Origin of the sequence: Photobacterium atrarenae (assembly GCF_024380015.1) — a bacterium.
Classification (GTDB): domain Bacteria; phylum Pseudomonadota; class Gammaproteobacteria; order Enterobacterales; family Vibrionaceae; genus Photobacterium; species Photobacterium atrarenae.
This window is the reverse complement of record NZ_CP101508.1, coordinates 2,756,833-2,772,027: the sequence shown is the minus strand read 5'-3', so window position 1 is coordinate 2,772,027 and position 15,195 is coordinate 2,756,833. Positions and strand designations below refer to the sequence as shown.

Below are 15,195 nucleotides of genomic sequence, written 5' to 3'. Positions count from 1 at the left end.
CCGCTCGCTGTTTTTGTGATATCAGGCCATTGATGGCGTGCATGCGCTTTCCCGCCGTGGCGTCTTCACCATTAAAGGCTAGGTCAGCTCAAGCCGGATCAGGACCTCGTCGGTGATGTCATAAATCTCACCGCAGCCGATCAGTGAGGTGAACTCGTTCTCCAGGGTCCGGGCCCGGTGCAGGGTCATCCGGGCCAGCTCGCTGAGCTCCATGCCGCTCAGGGCGGTCATCGGCTCTAACACCGGCACGGCGGTCACCCGCAGCGCCATAAACTCGCCTTTTCGCCGTGCTTGCTTGATGAACTGGATCCGCTCCTCAATGCTATCAAACTCGTCAATCAGCCGGCTTTCAATCCGGGGGGGCTGATCGCCGTTGCGCTCGATCCACAGGTACAGTTCATGGATGTAGGGCTTGCGGATCTCGACCGGGCGCATCGGCTCTGCCAGCATTCGGTTGAGGCGGTTTTTGAAGATCGGCTCCAGCGAGAAGAGGGCGCCGCCGGCGACCTGGTTAAACAGCTTGGGCAGGGCCGGGATCGGGAAGTTGCAGCCAAACGCCTTGAGCTTGACTTTGTGGTTTTCTTTTTCGGTGAAATACGGGATCGTATTGAGCCGCGTCAGCAGCATCTGGTGCATCGCCAGTAATAGCTCTCCTTTGGGGAGTCGCTCGGCCACCACCGGCAGCGCTTGCTCATTTTGCTGGATCAGGCGGCGCAGGTATTGCTCTCCTTTCATCGCAATCGCACCGCTGCCCGTGGTCATCTGGATATTGGTAAAATCCGGGCTGACCCGCACCACGGTATAGGGGATCTGGCTCAGCGGCGCTTTCTTATCCCGCTTTTGCAGATCCTCAAAGGTGATCGAGACATTATCGCCCCGCTTGATCGGCAAGGGGTAGCTGAGATTGAGGTTCAGGCCGTGGATCGACAGGTCGACACTGGTGCCCTCGACCGGCGGCTGCGTCTGGTGCTGCAGCAATACCTTGGTCTCGAACTTAAAGCGCGATTCGCTGCGCTGCGGTTTGGGATCAAAGAAAATCGCTTTGGCAGTAGCTACCGGGTTGCGCGGGTGGCGGAAGCTCTGCAGCGTCCGGCCCGGCAGTTTGGGCTTCACCGCCAGGCGGTAGTCCGGCTGGGCGTGCTCGTTGGTCAGATCCTGCAAAATCCCGATATGGGTCAGCTTGTTGAGCTGCTCATACATGTCCGGGGCAATTTCCTGCAACCGCGCCAGATCCTCTGGCTCGATCGGCTGAATGGTCAGGCGGCTCACCCGCCAGCTTTTGCGCGCCGCGCCGACATGCCAGAACAGGCTGCGCTGCTCTTTGGTCAGCTCCGGCAGAGCAGCGGAGTAGTAGTAGCTCTTGTTGTCGTGCTCATGGCAGAAGCTGTAAATCAGCGTGCTGCATTGCTTAAGCCCGGGCTTGCCCAGCGTCGCCATCCGCTCTTTCGACAGCAGGTGGTTGATCACCGGCTGGTTGCGCTCATCGTGCCAGTTGTCCCAGATATGACGGTTATGGTTGGTCAGCAGGCAGTACTTGAGCTGATCGCCGGCAAAGAACATTGGCATGCTGGTGGTATGCTTGAGATAGCAATGTTCATAGCCCTTGGTGCGAACCTGGATCACCTTGTCGTCGTAATTTTTCCGCACCCGTTGCTGCGGGGTGCGCTGGCTGCGGTCAATGGCTTCGCGGATCGCAATATTGTCGCTGATCCGTTTCAGGCGCAGCCAGCGGAAGCTGTCGTTGTCCTTGCTGTCGTCGATGCCGACAATCCGGTATTCGGTTTCCTGGTTCAGGCGCTTGTCGCGATAGTCTTCCGCCAGCTTGGGGAAGGTGGCCTTGATGGTTTGCCCCAGGCCATATTTAAACGCGGACGGGACTTTAAACTTGGCGCCGGAATAGGACAGATCGGACGTGGTGCCGTGTACATGCTGATTGAACGGCAGGGTCAGGTTGACCGGGGTGCTCATTCGCAGCCGGTTTTCCTGCCGGGTCAGATAGTGGCCGAAGCGGATCAGCGTGGCGTCAAACTGGGTATCACGCTGCGGGGCGCTGGCTTCGGTCACGGTGGTTTGTTTTTGTTGCTGGTGCAATACCCGGAAGTTGTTGCGGGTGTTCATCAGGGCTTCATAGAGCCCGACCCGGTACTTGCCGCCGAAGATCTTGATCCGTTTGTGATAGGTATTGAGGGCGACATCATCGAGCCAGTGCACCAGGCCGTTGAGTTCATAGGGGCGGCATTCGCCGTTGACCCGGCCCCGGAGATCGACGATCTGGTAGCAGGGAGCCATGATCCGGTTCAGCTCCATTTTGATCTGGAGTTTCACCGGGCCGCTGGCATCCTGTGTCATCATCTGGAAGACGTCATCGAAATCTTCACTGTCGTAGACGGGGATGAGCTGTTCAATGAGTCCTTTTTGAGTATCCGGCAACATAGCGCTTTTTGATATGGGAGTCCTTCCGTTATTATCTGCATTTTGCAGCAAAAGTTTAGCGCAGTGGTCATATTTATGCGGTTGCGCTGTTTTTAATGTGTATTCGGTCAATAATTGGCTGGAAAATAAGACAAAAGATAGGTGAGACATGGCGAAAACCAAGCGGGCATATGTGTGTAGTGAATGTGGCGCCGATTTCCCCCGCTGGCAGGGGCAATGCAGCGCCTGTGCCGCCTGGAATACCATCACGGAGTTTACGATCCCGAAAACCCGGGCCGCGGTCGGCGGCGCGCCGGCGGCGACCAGCAGTTATGCCGGTACGGCCACCAAGGTTCAGCGCCTGTCCGAGGTGGAAAGCAAAGACGTGCCGCGCTTTACCTCCGGCATTTCTGAGCTCGACCGGGTGCTGGGCGGCGGCATCGTGCCGGGTTCGGTGCTGTTGCTGTGTGGTGATCCGGGGGCGGGTAAATCAACCCTGCTGCTGCAAAGCATCGGCGCGGTGGCTGCGACCAAATCATCCTTATATGTCTCGGGGGAAGAGTCGATCCATCAAATCTCCCAGCGCGCTAAACGGCTGGGAACTCAGAATATCGACAATATCAATGTGGTGGCGGAAACCTCGGTCGAGCAGATCCTCAACCATGTCACCCAGCAGAAAGCCGACTTTGTGATCATTGACTCGATCCAGACCATGACCGTGGCCCATAACGAATCGGCCGCCGGTAGCCCGAGCCAGGTCAAGGAGTCGGCTGCGGCGCTGACCCGCTTTGCCAAGACCGAAGGGGTGACCTTTGTCATCGTTGGCCATATCAACAAAGATTCCAACGTGGCCGGACCGATGCAGCTGATCCACATCGTTGACGGCCTGTTTGCCCTCTCTTCGACCGCCGATGAAAAGTTCCGGGTCCTGCGCACCTCGAAGAACCGTTTCGGCGCCGACTCCGAGTCCTGTTTCTTTGCGATGACCGAAACCGGGATGAAGCAGGTCAAGAACCCGTCGGCGATTTTCCTCAGCCGCTCGAACAAGAACCATGCCGGCTCGGTGTGTACCACGCTGTGGGAAGGCACCCGGCCGCTGCTGGTGGAAGTGCAGGCGCTGTGTAACAGCTCGGTGACCGAAGTCCCGCGCCGCCTGACTGTCGGCTACGATTCCAACCGGCTGGCGATGTCAATCGCGGTGCTGGCCCGCCACGGCGGGGTGATGCTGTCGGACATGGATATTTTTGTGAACTGTGTCGGCGGGATTAAGATTGACGAGACCTCCGCCGATATGGCGGTGCTGCTGGCGATTTTCTCCAGCTTCAAGAATGCGCCCCTGCCGCAGGATGTGCTGGTATTCGGTGAGCTGGGCCTGAACGGCGATATCCGCCCGGCAGCCAACGGAATGGAGCGGATCCGCGAAGCGGCCAAGCAGGGCTTTACCCGGGCCATCGTGCCCAAAGCCAATGCCAGCCGCCAGATCAACGGCATTGAAATTATTCCGGTCGAAGATCTTAAAGAAGCGCTGGAAGCCTTTGAGCGGGTTGCGATGTAATGCCGTGACGATATAGCCGCTGAACACAACAAAACGAGAGCCGGGTGCTCTCGTTTTTTATGGCTGGTTGTTGGGCGGCTAAGGCTATTGCACCGTGGTCGCAGTGCTGGCCGGGGCTGCCTGACCCGTTGGTGCCTCGCTGCTCGCCTGGTTGCTGGCGGTGGTGAGCGGCTGGGCCGGGAGCGGGGCCTGGGTCAGCTGAACCTGCATCGAGACGATGGTGTTGACCATCTCCAGCAGCGAGGCCCACTGGACGGTTTTTTCTTTCTCGAACAGGGTATCGAAGCTCTCCGGCGTCCATTCGACAAATGGCCGTGGGTTCAGCGCCCGGCCGAGGAAGCGGATCTCATAGTGCAGGTGCGGTCCGGTGGAAAGCCCGGTATTGCCCGACCAGCCGATCAAATCACCCTTGCGTACGAACTGGCCGCGCTTGACGTTGAATCGGCTCAGGTGCGAATAGGTGGTGGCAAAGCCCAGTGAGTGGTTGAGCTTGATGAAGTTGCCGGAGCCTTTTTTGCTCGGGCGCACTGCTTCGATCACCCCGTCTGCCGGGGCATAGATGGGGGTGCCGGTGTTGGCGGCAAAGTCCAGGCCGCGGTGGCGCCGGCGTTTGCCGGTGACCGGGTGGACCCGGGTGCCGAAGCCTGAAGACATCCGGATCCCCGGTGTCGGGCTGCCGTTGGGCAGCAGGCGAAACAGGGTGCCCCGCACCGCAGAGCTGACGGCGGCACTGTTGACCCGCTGGGCCAGCGGGATTTCTTCGCCATCGCCCGATTGCAGACCGAGGATGGTCTCGACATCGTCAATGCGCTGGGTCAGGGTTTTCAGGGCGGTGTTTTTGGCGGCCAGCTCCTCGGTCAGGCTTTGGTTGGCGGCACTTTCTTCCGACAGCGAGGCGATGAGCGCCTGGGTGCGGGAGTTGAGCTGGTTCAGTTGCTGGCTGGCGGTCTGGTTTTGCAGATAGAGCTGATAGACGCTGTAGCTGCCGGCGGCCAGCATGATCAGAAAGGTGCTGGCAATGAGGATCAAATTGCGTTTGTTGTAATGGCTCAGCCAGTCCCGGGCAGTAACGCGCTGCGTCGGGGTGGACGTTCGATGGTTGTCGGACATGGTTGATGGTTGCTTTTTTTCTGTTTTTATTCGGTATTTGGTTTGGAGCGCGCTCCGGCTTTGATCGATCTTATGCTGTTGTCGATTCTGCGGCCTTTGTCGATCCTACGGTTTTTGCAAGTCGGCCAGGTGTTCAAGCTCGCGTAGGAGCAAGCTGTCGTTGCCGATATTGAGCTCGATGAGCCGTCTGAGGTGGCTGGCGCTGTCGATATCAAAATGCTGGATCTGCATACGCAGATAATGGCTGTCGTGGTGGATCAGCCGGGTATCCATGGTCAGGGTGATGTCGCTGTCATGAAGGTTGAAACGCACGCGGTAGGTTGGATCCGATGACGTGTCGGTTTCAGGTGCCCAGTCGGACGGGCAGGTGAGCAGGACCCCTTGTAATGACAAATCGCGCACCTCTGCCGTCCAGACACGTGTCCCTTGCTGAAGCTCAGCCTGTGCCTGGTACAAGATGCGGATGAAGTGGCGACGTTCGGTCATAAACAGGACTTCTTGTATGTTTTTATCGCTCAAGTGTAATCAATATTGAGACTTTTCTCCATAAAGTAGCGCACAAAATATGCCGGTCTGGCGCAATTCTGTCGCAAGGTAGCGACATGGGACAAAAAGCTCAGGCACAAAAAAGGGCTGCCGAAGCAGCCCTTGCTTGAGCATTGTAGGCCAGATCTTGCGCTCTGGCGGTCACGGAAGTGCCCCGTTACTTGGCAATGCGCTTGTACTTGATCCGGTGCGGCTCGGCCGCTTGCGCGCCCAGCGTCTTCTTCAGCCAGTCCGAGTACTCGGTGTAGTTGCCTTCGAAGAAGTTCACCTGACCTTCGTCGCGGTAGTCCAGGATGTGAGTCGCCACCCGGTCCAGGAACCAACGGTCGTGCGAGATCACCATGGCACAGCCCGGGAACTCCAGCAGGGCTTCTTCCAGGGCACGCAGGGTTTCCACGTCCAGGTCGTTGGTTGGCTCATCGAGCAGCAGCACGTTGCCGCCGGCTTTGAGCAGTTTCGCCAGGTGGACACGGTTACGCTCACCACCGGACAGCTCGCCGATGCGTTTTTGCTGATCGCTGCCCTTGAAGTTGAAGCGTGACACGTACGCACGGGATTGCAGCTCGAAGTTGTTGATGCGGATGATATCCGATCCTTCCGAGATCTCCTGGTAGACTGTGTTGTTGTCGTTCATGCTGTCGCGGAACTGATCAACCGAGGCCAGTTTCACCGTCTCGCCCAGCTCAATCGAGCCGCTGTCCGGCTGCTCGGTGCCGCTCAGCATCTTGAACAGGGTCGACTTACCGGCACCGTTGGCACCGATGATGCCGACAATCGCGCCTTTCGGCACGCTGAATGACAGATCGTCAATCAGGACGCGGTCGCCGAACGACTTGGTCAGGTTGTTGACTTCAATGACCTTGTCACCCAGACGCTCACCCGGCGGGATGAACAGTTCGTTGGTTTCGTTCCGGCGCTGGTGGTCGGTGTTGTTCAGCTCTTCGAAGCGCGCCATCCGGGCTTTCGACTTCGCCTGACGGCCTTTCGGATTCTGGCGAACCCATTCCAGCTCTTTCTCAATGGTTTTCTGGCGGGCTTTCTCCTGGGAGGCTTCCTGCTGCAGACGGGCATCTTTCTGCTCCAGCCATGAGGTGTAGTTACCTTCCCACGGGATCCCTTCGCCACGGTCCAGCTCAAGGATCCAGCCGGCGGCGTTATCAAGGAAGTAACGGTCGTGCGTGATCGCGACGACGGTGCCGGTGTAGTCGACCAGGAAGCGCTCCAGCCACGCCACCGATTCGGCATCCAGGTGGTTGGTTGGTTCGTCGAGCAGCAGCATGTCTGGTTTTTCCAGCAGCAGACGGCAGATTGCCACCCGGCGGCGCTCACCACCGGACAGGTGTTTGATCTGCGCATCCCATTCCGGCAGACGCAGGGCATCGGCCGCGCGCTCGAGTTGGTTTTCGAGGTTATGACCATCTTTGGCCGCAATCAGGGCTTCCAGTTCGCCCTGCTCTTTGGCCAGGGCGTCGAAGTCTGCATCCGGCTCCGCGTAGGCCGCATACACGGCGTCCAGGCGGGTCAGGGCGTGCTTCACATCGCCCACAGCTTCTTCCACCACTTCGCGGACGGTTTTTTTCTTCATCCAGCACTGGCTCCTGCGGCAGGTAGCCGACGTTCAGGCCCGGTTGCGGACGGGCTTCACCTTCGATATCGGTGTCGATCCCGGCCATGATGCGCAGCAGGGTAGATTTACCGGCACCGTTGAGGCCCAGAACACCGATCTTGGCGCCCGGGAAAAAGCTCAGGGAAATATCTTTCAGAATTTGGCGCTTAGGCGGGACAATTTTGCCTACGCGCGACATGGTATAGACGTATTCAGCCATATCCGTTTGCAATCTCTAAAATAAATGAGGAGGCTATTTTACCTGTTCTGGACATAAGTTTAACAGCAATGTTCATAATTAGCGGTTAAGATGAAAACAGACTGCGCCGGGCCCGGCATCGCGCTGACTCGCCGGTGCCTGATGGGACAGGGGCCGGATGCAAATGGATATGTTGCCAGGAGACCAAAGTTAGGATGATGTTGTGATTTGCTTTTTAACCCGTAAATTACTGCCGATGGTTGTGATCTCGGTAGGTCTGTTGAGTGGTTCGACGGGGCTGGCCGCTTCGCTGGAGCAGCAGCGAGAATGGTATGAGCAAGCCGGTGAGGCGCTTGAGCAGGAGCAGATCAGCCGCTACCGCCAGTTGCGCAGCAAGCTCGATGGCTACCCGCTGGTGCCTTACCTCGATTACCGTGATTTTTCCCGCCAGCTATCCGACAAAACCCCGGCTGAGGTGGAAGCCTTTATTGCCGAGCACAAAAGCCTGCCGTTCAGCAGTACGATCAAGACCCGCTACCTGGAACAGCTGGCGGAAGATGAACGCTGGCAGAATTTTATCGACATTCAACCGATGCCGCCACGCGGCGAGGTGTTGCGCTGTCATTATTACTATGCCCAGAGCAAGCTGGGCAATGCCGAAATGGCCTGGCAGGGCGCCGCCTCGCTATGGCTGACCGGCAAATCCCTCAGTGATGCCTGCGACCCCCTGCTCAACAAATGGCAGGCTGCCGGGCGCCGAACCAATACCCTGATCCTCGACCGGATGCTGCTGGTGTTCGAAGAAGGCAACCGCAGCCGCCTCAACTACCTCAACCGTCAGCTCTCCGGCAAAGGCCTGGCGCAGGGCAAGGCGGTGCTGGAGCTATTCGATGAGCCGGACAAGGTGGCCGATTTTGCCAAGCGCAGCCGGGTGACACCGTTTCATCAGAACCTGACGCTACTGGCCTACAAGCGCCTGGTACGGGCCGATGTCCGCGAGGCGGTGAAACAGTACCCGCGCACCATGGCAGGCCAGCATTTTCGCAAGCACAAGCGCCAGCAACTGGCGGATTACACCGCCGCCTGGCTGTTCTCGACTGACGATGCATCCCTCGCCCGCTGGCGTGACGACAAGCTGAAAACCAGTACCAGCACCCGCCTGCTGGAGCGTCGGATCCGTATGGCGCTTCGCGAGGCCAACTGGGAAGATGCTGCGCAATGGATAGACCGGCTGCCGGCGGCTGCCCAGTCGACCACGCGCTGGACGTTCTGGCGTGCCCGTTTGATGGCGCAACAGGGCGATCAGCAGGGCGCCGATGAAATCTATCGTTCGATCCTGGGTCAGCGGGATTTCTACAGCGCCGCGGCTGCGACCGTACTGGGCCAGCCGATCGTCTACCCGATCAAAACCTCCGGTAAGCCGAAAGGGCAGCTGAAAGCCTACGACCGGACGCTGGCCCGGATCAAAGAGCTGATCGCGATGGACAAGCTCTACGCGGCCCGGCGCGAGTGGCATTATCTGCTCGATGGCATGAACAGCGAGCAGGTGCTGATGCTGGCGACTTATGCCGCAGCGAACAAATGGCACCACCTGGCGGTGCAGGCGACTATTTCCGGCCAGCTGTGGGATCACATCGAGCTGCGTTTCCCGATTGCCCATAAATGGTGGTTCGACTTTTTCAGCAAAAAACGTGAGCTGTCGGCCACCACCATGATGGCGCTGGCGCGGCAGGAAAGTGCGCTCAACGTCGATGCGGTGTCACCGGTCGGCGCGCGTGGCCTGATGCAGCTGATGCCGGCAACAGCCAAGGAGACCGCCCGTAAGCTGGGCCGTAGCTACGAAGGTAGCGGCAGTTTGCTCGATCCCGGGGTCAATATTCGCCTCGGCAGCGGCTATCTGAAAATGATGCTGGAGAAATACGACAACAACCGGATCTTTGCCTTTGCCGCCTATAACGCCGGGCCGGGACGGGTCAAGCGCTGGCGGGCCGGTACCGACGGCAAGCTGGATGTGTACGCCTTTATCGAAGCGATCCCGTTCAACGAAACCCGGGGCTATGTGACCAATATCCTGATGTTCGAGGTCTATTACGGCGATTTGATTGGCAAGAAGACCCCGCTGCTCAAGGAAAACGAGCTGTCAGCCAAGTATTAAAAGGCGGCAGAGAAAAGCGCTGGCAAGCACGCTGCCGGTGCGCCGGAGGACGCCATGGCTTGGTTGTCCCCCCGGTTCAGGATAGAATTCAGGGCAGAGAACCATCCCTATAGATGAGGTTGACATGTCTTCCATCCCAGAAACGCCCGATTTCACTGAGTGGCAGCAAGTGCTGGATATTTTCCGCCAGGCTACCGATGAGCAAAAAGATGAGCTGTTACTGAAATTGTTGCTGACTCCGGATGAGCGCAGTGTGTTGCTCACGCGGATCAACATTTTCCATGAGCTGCTCAACGGTGAGCGCAGCCAGCGTAAGATCAGTGAACTGCTCGGGGTTGGGGTCGCGACCATTACCCGGGGCTCGAATGAGCTCAAACATCATGATGAGCTCACCAAGGCCTGGCTGTCTGAGCTGTTAAAAGCCCAGCACGCTGAGCAGGACTGAACATCAATACAAGTCGTCTGAAAAGCACAAACCCTGCTATCTGGCAGGGTTTGTTGTCTCTGGCGTTTTTAAGCCATGTCGCTGGATGTCGCCTGGGCCGGGAACAGTTCAGGATTGGTGAACGGGATCAACGCCAGGATCAGCGCCTGCTGATACACCGAGCTGCGGCTCAGCTTATGGTTGGTCAGCATCGCAATGGCGCCGCCTTTTTGTTTGACGTTGCTTTGGTTGAACATCTCATCCATCACATCACCCAGCTCCAGCCCCTGGTGGATTTTCTCCATCGCTGCCGGGGGCAGCGGGAGGGAGGCCGAGCGGGATTCGCCGCGTTGGCGATGGTTTTCTACCACCATCCAGGCGAAGGTATACGGGCCATCGATCCCGGCTTCGATACTGACATAATAATCGGCGTTTGGTCTGGTCCGGCGGGCATTAACCACCCGGTTGCGGGCCCCGGCCAGGGTTTCGTCGGCGCACATCGGCTGATCGCGAACGTCGCTGGCGACACTCACCCCTTCAAAATGAAAATTGAGTTCAGGAAAAACTTCGGAAAAAGCATCAGCAACGGCAGCAATTTTGGCTGGATTTGCTGAGGCGACGATCACAGATAACATAAACAGACCTCCACCCCAGCTATTGTACGGACAGCAGGCGTGAAGTCACGCCGCTTGTGTCGTCGATTAGCGATCGTAAGCCCAGTCGGACTGAATGATGTAGCCGTGGATCTGGAATTCATCGTTGTTCACAAACAGGTTCGGGAAATCCGGTTGCGAAGTGGAGAACACCACGCCGTCGGCCAGTTGGGTCATGTGGTAGAAGTCCGGCTCACTGCCGCGCACCGAAGCAAATACCGGCTGCTTCGGACGATAGCTGGCTTTGCGCGTCGCCAGGGCATAGCTGCCGACCGGTGCGCACTGGGCAATATTCTCATTGTCGACCAGCAGGCCCAGGCACTCGTCGCGCTCGAGGTGATGGGGAATGGCCCGCTTGCTGACCACATCCACCGAGGCCCCCCGGCTGTAAGGCAGAAAATCCTTGCGGTGAATGATCGGAATATAGGTGCTGGTGGAGCCGTTGGCCGACTCACTGCTGATCGCCGTGGTGGCCTGGGTGCCACTATCGATTTGCCCGGTCAGCAGGTAGCTGATTGAGGTATTCAGGGTTTGGGCAATCTTTTCCAGCTCACGAACCTCAATGCCGTATTTGCCGGACAGCTTGCGGCTCATGGTGCCCTGTTGCAGATCGAGGGCTTCACCGAGTTGTTTTTGGCTGATCCCCTGGACTTTGGCCAGGCGCTTTATTCTTTCTAAATATTCCATAGTTTATCGCATCCTGCTCACAATGATTCAATGCAAATCGCATTCGTAAAAGTCATAAAAGATTTTACTTAATACGACTTCAGAGGAAGCATCGGGAAACCAAAAGTGCGATTGATTTCGTTAAAGGAATATACCTGCAGGTCATGATGGGTAAAAAACGGTACAAATTTCAAATTGAAAAATAAGCGCCATAAAAACCACAGAGTTTGCCAGCAGATCACTGTTTCAAAATGTATCAAAATTTTGTTGCAAGTAATCCGTTGCAAATCAGGGAGGTAGCGCTGGGGAAAAATTCGCCTCTGGCGCGGTTTTAAATCATCAATTTATTGAAAGTAATGCCTTTTACGCATGATTGAGCCGGGTGGGCTTCACAGCGTCTGCGCCAGGAACTGAAATACCCGCTGGACCCGTAAGCTGGTTCTGAGCTCCTGGTGGCAGACCAGCCACATGGACAGCGACAGCGGCGGGCCGAACTGGGGAAATGCCCGGACCAATTCGGGCTGGCGATCGCCGATGTCTTCCGGCAGAAAGGTGAGCCCCACATGCTGGCGGGCCAGTTCGACATGGAGCGGATGGAACTTGCTGATGACGGGGAAATTTTCCGGCGACAGTTGCCAGCCGTGCTCCGAGAGGCGGTCGATCACCAGCGATGAGCGGTCAAAGCCGATGAAATCGACCTGGCGGACTTTCTTGTCACCGTCTTGTCCCGGTACCGTGTCCAGGTATTGCCCGGTGGCGTAGAACCAGACCGGGAGATCGCGGACTTTTTTGGCGATCAGCCCCGGCTGCCGGGGGCGAAAACTGCGAATGGCGATATCCGCTTCGCGGCGCTGGAGATCGCTCACCTCATTGGACACCACCACTTCGATCTCGATCCCCGGCTCCAGTTGTCGCAGTTGGGCAATAATCGGCGGCAGGCGATACAGGGCGTCGATTTCGCTGGCGGCGATGGCGACATTGCCCTGCAGCGACTGCGAGCGCCCGGTTGCGGCGAGCGACACCCGGCTGGCCGCCTCGCCCATCGGCTCGATATGGCTGAGCAGCTCAATACCGTCTTCGGTCAGTTGCAGCTGCTTGCCGACCCGCTCGAACAAGGCCACCCCCAGCGCCTGCTCCAGCGCCGAGACCTGTCGCCCCAGCGTCGGCTGGGTTAAATCCAGCGCCCGGGCTGCGGCCGAGAATGAGCCTTCTTTCGCGGTAACTAAAAACGCTTTGGCGTGGTTCCAGTCAAAATCAATCGTTTTCCAGTTCATACAAATTTGTATAGGTGATGTGCATTTCTTGCCGATTACAACCAAATATTGCATGGGTAGGATGGGCAGGTAAAGACATTCACCCAAGAGGAAGAACACATGAGTCGGATTTGTATTGTTGGCGCATCGGGCAAGCTGGGCCAGTACATGATTGCGCATGCACTGGCAAAAGGGTATCAAATTCATGCGGTGTGCCGGGCGAAAAGCGTCGGCAAGCTGGCGAGATTCAAGGGCCAAATCAGTATCTATCCGGGCGATACCGATGACAGGGCGGTGATCCAACGCGCTGTGCAAGGCTGCGATGCGGTGCTGACCGTACTGGTGCCCTGGGGCGTGTCGCAATACGCCACCCGGACCGCTCAGGCAGTGCTGGACTTTGCCGCCCCGCAGGCCCGGCTGATTTTCTCCTGCGGCTGGCATATCAGCAAAGACGGCAAGGACCACTACACCTGGCAGCTGAAAACCTTCGTTGCTATTTTCGGTTTTGTGGCGCGGCTGTTTCGTATTGCCGATCTGGCCGATCAGGTCCGTGCTTGCGATACCATTTTCAGCAGCGAGCGCCGTTGGACCGTGGTGCGCGGCAGTGACCTGGAAGAAGGCCCCAGCCAGGGCCTGCCTATCTGGCGCGAGCATGTCGGCGATCCGGCTTTAGCCAGCAACCTGACCCGCCGCACCGACTTTGCCCTGTTCATGGTCGCAGCCATCGACAACCCGGCGCTGATCCACCAAGCCCCGGCGATAGTGGGGGCCGGGGAAGTGGTATAACAGTCGTCGCAGAGGGCACAAAAGCGTCCGGTGTTCACAGTTTGAAAGAGAAAAAGCCTTTTAAAAGAATCGGATATCGATCTAACTGAGAGATGGGTTTATTATGCACCTTGTTTGTAACCAGTGGTGCATCTCACCGCGCTTTAACCCGCAGCCTGGCCTATGTCTCATCAATACTATATCGATAAGTTTCAACACCTGAACACCAACAACATCAATGGCCGCAATAGCCCGCATAAGGTTTGTATGCTGCTGGCGGTGATGAAGCTGATAGAAGAGGGCAGGATCACGCAAAACCGGATTGAGTTTGATGAGCCGTTGAAAGCCAAGTTCAGCGAGTGCTTTGCCCAGATGCGCCAAGCCAATGATCGCGATACGCCGGAAAATCCGTTTTATCACTTACAAAGCGAGGGATTTTGGCACTTGGTGTGTCACGCGGGTGTCGACCCGAAGTCGGTCAAGCGCTACTCGACGAAGACGATTTCACACGTACAGCTTGATGATGAACTGTTTGATTACATGCGCAGCCCATTTGCAGCGACAGATTTAAAAGATGCACTGACCAACAACTTGAGCAATCTGTCGGACTTGTTCGCAAACTGGCTCATCGGGTTGGGGAAGTCAGAGAAAACGGCAAAGAATTATTTGCAGGCACTGCAAACCTCGCTCCCGAAATGGATGGCTGAACAAGGGCTCTCTGAACCGCAGCCTCTGACGCAGATCCGTTCGTATCAACAATTCTACGCCCTTGCTGAGCGAACCAAGCAGTTGGATGAGTTTAAAATTCGCAATAACACCGGGAATGGCATGTACAACGCAGCACTCAATGCCTATTCGCGGTTTCTAGCTGATATTGCTCAGGTCGATTTAAAGCAAGATGTCGAAGACATCCTCGAGGACAAAGCCCTTTCTGCAACCGAGAAGTCGACTCTGGTCAGTACCCGCTTAGGCCAGGGCCGTTTCCGAGAGCAGTTAGTCAACTACTGGCACGGTCATTGTGCCGTCACGGACTATGCCGAAACGCAGATGCTGGTGGCCTCACACATCAAACCTTGGCGAGATGCCAACAATCACGAGCGTCTGAATCCATACAACGGCCTGCTGCTGCTTGCCAATCTCGACAAAGCCTTCGACTTGGGATTCATCTCTTTTCAAGACAACGGAAAAGTGATGATTGCCCGTCAGTTGGAAGATCCGGAAGGCTTGGGGATCCGTGAGGACATGGCCGTGAACCTGCACCGTGAGCACAAGCAGTTTCTGTCGCATCATCGGATGGAAGTGTTTCGGGGGCTGTGAGTTTGGGAATTATTACGTTGACTGAAAGCTCTGAGTATAAGTGGATAGAAGCGGGTTACATTATCTGATAGTTGTGCATTAATTTGATGATACTCCATATGGCGCATATAATTTTTTATCATTTGCTATGCATTGGGCGTTAGGGAGGAGAACTTATGTATAAAGGGCACTGGTACGATGTTATGGGTAAAGAAAGGATGGATATAAAAGCCATTACATTGGATTTTGAAAACTTAAATTCAGCGGTGGAAGAAGCCTTAAGTATTCTTCCTGAAACTAGTTTAATTGTTTTAAATCAGAGGCTTGGTTGGGGTCTTATTGCTATAGAAGACACTAAGCGTATGTTGATTTGTAGGGACTAATTTACGAGATATTTTAAAATGACATGTGCCCACTGTTGCTTATGTCACTGTTTGATCTATAAGTTATCAATATCATAGGAGGCTAACGCTTACAAAGGAGGTTTTTATGAATTGTAGCTGTTGCAGTACACGTCTGAATATTGGGATGATCCATAAAAGAGACCCTCAAACA

The 15,195-nt window shown here is 56.4% G+C and carries 12 protein-coding genes and 1 pseudogene; 6 read left to right on the top strand and 7 right to left on the bottom strand.

All coding sequences use genetic code 11. The annotated features are described in order from the left end of the window. Positions 1-78: 78 nt before the first annotated feature. Positions 79-2,433: a PilZ domain-containing protein gene (locus NNL38_RS12985; RefSeq protein WP_255388446.1), complete on the bottom strand. Its 2,355-nt coding sequence runs from the start codon at positions 2,431-2,433 to the stop codon at positions 79-81. Positions 2,434-2,581: 148 nt separating this feature from the next. Between NNL38_RS12985 and radA the strand changes: the two genes are divergently transcribed. Then, on the top strand, positions 2,582-3,967 hold the full coding sequence (radA, locus tag NNL38_RS12980; protein ID WP_255388445.1) for a DNA repair protein RadA: 1,386 nt from the start codon (positions 2,582-2,584) through the stop codon (positions 3,965-3,967). 84 nt (positions 3,968-4,051) lie between these two features. On the opposite strand, the gene NNL38_RS12975 is transcribed toward radA, so the two are convergent. The 3 genes and pseudogenes from NNL38_RS12975 to ettA form a co-directional block, all read right to left on the bottom strand. Further along, positions 4,052-5,077: a M23 family metallopeptidase gene (locus NNL38_RS12975; RefSeq protein ID WP_255388444.1), complete on the bottom strand. Its 1,026-nt coding sequence runs from the start codon at positions 5,075-5,077 to the stop codon at positions 4,052-4,054. 105 nt (positions 5,078-5,182) lie between these two features. Beyond that, positions 5,183-5,563 (bottom strand): PilZ domain-containing protein, encoded by a 381-nt coding sequence (locus tag NNL38_RS12970; protein ID WP_255388443.1) that lies wholly within the window; start codon positions 5,561-5,563, stop codon positions 5,183-5,185. A gap of 217 nt (positions 5,564-5,780) precedes the next feature. After that, positions 5,781-7,449 (bottom strand): annotated as a pseudogene (gene ettA / locus NNL38_RS12965) (energy-dependent translational throttle protein EttA). Positions 7,450-7,651: 202 nt separating this feature from the next. Between ettA and sltY the strand changes: the two are divergent. Then, entirely contained in the window at positions 7,652-9,583 is a 1,932-nt protein-coding gene (gene sltY / locus NNL38_RS12960) for a murein transglycosylase (protein WP_369414536.1), read from the top strand. A gap of 124 nt (positions 9,584-9,707) precedes the next feature. Then, positions 9,708-10,028 carry a trp operon repressor gene (trpR, locus tag NNL38_RS12955; RefSeq protein ID WP_255388442.1) on the top strand — a complete coding sequence of 107 codons (321 nt, stop codon included), beginning with the start codon at positions 9,708-9,710 and terminating at the stop codon, positions 10,026-10,028. Between the two features lie 68 nt (positions 10,029-10,096). Here trpR and yjjX read toward each other — a convergent pair whose 3' ends face one another. From yjjX to NNL38_RS12940, 3 genes are all read right to left on the bottom strand, one after another. Continuing rightward, positions 10,097-10,642, bottom strand: a complete 546-nt coding sequence (gene yjjX, locus NNL38_RS12950; protein ID WP_255388441.1) for an inosine/xanthosine triphosphatase — start codon at positions 10,640-10,642, stop codon at positions 10,097-10,099. 66 nt (positions 10,643-10,708) lie between these two features. After that, complete coding sequence (locus NNL38_RS12945; RefSeq protein WP_255388440.1) at positions 10,709-11,347, bottom strand: helix-turn-helix domain-containing protein; 639 nt, start codon at positions 11,345-11,347, stop codon at positions 10,709-10,711. A 368-nt stretch (positions 11,348-11,715) separates the two neighbouring features. Continuing rightward, positions 11,716-12,600 (bottom strand): LysR family transcriptional regulator, encoded by an 885-nt coding sequence (locus NNL38_RS12940; RefSeq protein WP_255388439.1) that lies wholly within the window; start codon positions 12,598-12,600, stop codon positions 11,716-11,718. Positions 12,601-12,699: 99 nt separating this feature from the next. Between NNL38_RS12940 and NNL38_RS12935 the strand changes: the two genes are divergently transcribed. The 3 genes from NNL38_RS12935 (at position 12,700) to NNL38_RS12925 (ending at position 15,023) form a co-directional block, all read left to right on the top strand. Further along, entirely contained in the window at positions 12,700-13,365 is a 666-nt protein-coding gene (locus NNL38_RS12935; RefSeq protein ID WP_255388438.1) for an NAD(P)-dependent oxidoreductase, read from the top strand. A 162-nt stretch (positions 13,366-13,527) separates the two neighbouring features. Next, complete coding sequence (locus NNL38_RS12930; protein WP_255388437.1) at positions 13,528-14,661, top strand: HNH endonuclease; 1,134 nt, start codon at positions 13,528-13,530, stop codon at positions 14,659-14,661. A gap of 155 nt (positions 14,662-14,816) precedes the next feature. Next, on the top strand, positions 14,817-15,023 hold the full coding sequence (locus tag NNL38_RS12925; protein ID WP_255388436.1) for a hypothetical protein: 207 nt from the start codon (positions 14,817-14,819) through the stop codon (positions 15,021-15,023). Positions 15,024-15,195: the final 172 nt, after the last annotated feature.

Bases quoted from the DNA above. Each gene is read 5' to 3' on its own strand.
- NNL38_RS12985 (WP_255388446.1), bottom strand. From the start codon at position 2,433: ATGTTGCCGGATACTCAAAAAGGACTCATTGAACAGCTCATCCCCGTC.
- radA (WP_255388445.1), top strand. From the start codon at position 2,582: ATGGCGAAAACCAAGCGGGCATATGTGTGTAGTGAATGTGGCGCCGAT.
- NNL38_RS12975 (WP_255388444.1), bottom strand. From the start codon at position 5,077: ATGTCCGACAACCATCGAACGTCCACCCCGACGCAGCGCGTTACTGCC.
- NNL38_RS12970 (WP_255388443.1), bottom strand. From the start codon at position 5,563: ATGACCGAACGTCGCCACTTCATCCGCATCTTGTACCAGGCACAGGCT.
- trpR (WP_255388442.1), top strand. From the start codon at position 9,708: ATGTCTTCCATCCCAGAAACGCCCGATTTCACTGAGTGGCAGCAAGTG.
- yjjX (WP_255388441.1), bottom strand. From the start codon at position 10,642: ATGTTATCTGTGATCGTCGCCTCAGCAAATCCAGCCAAAATTGCTGCC.
- NNL38_RS12945 (WP_255388440.1), bottom strand. From the start codon at position 11,347: ATGGAATATTTAGAAAGAATAAAGCGCCTGGCCAAAGTCCAGGGGATC.
- NNL38_RS12940 (WP_255388439.1), bottom strand. From the start codon at position 12,600: ATGAACTGGAAAACGATTGATTTTGACTGGAACCACGCCAAAGCGTTT.
- NNL38_RS12935 (WP_255388438.1), top strand. From the start codon at position 12,700: ATGAGTCGGATTTGTATTGTTGGCGCATCGGGCAAGCTGGGCCAGTAC.
- NNL38_RS12930 (WP_255388437.1), top strand. From the start codon at position 13,528: ATGTCTCATCAATACTATATCGATAAGTTTCAACACCTGAACACCAAC.
- NNL38_RS12925 (WP_255388436.1), top strand. From the start codon at position 14,817: ATGTATAAAGGGCACTGGTACGATGTTATGGGTAAAGAAAGGATGGAT.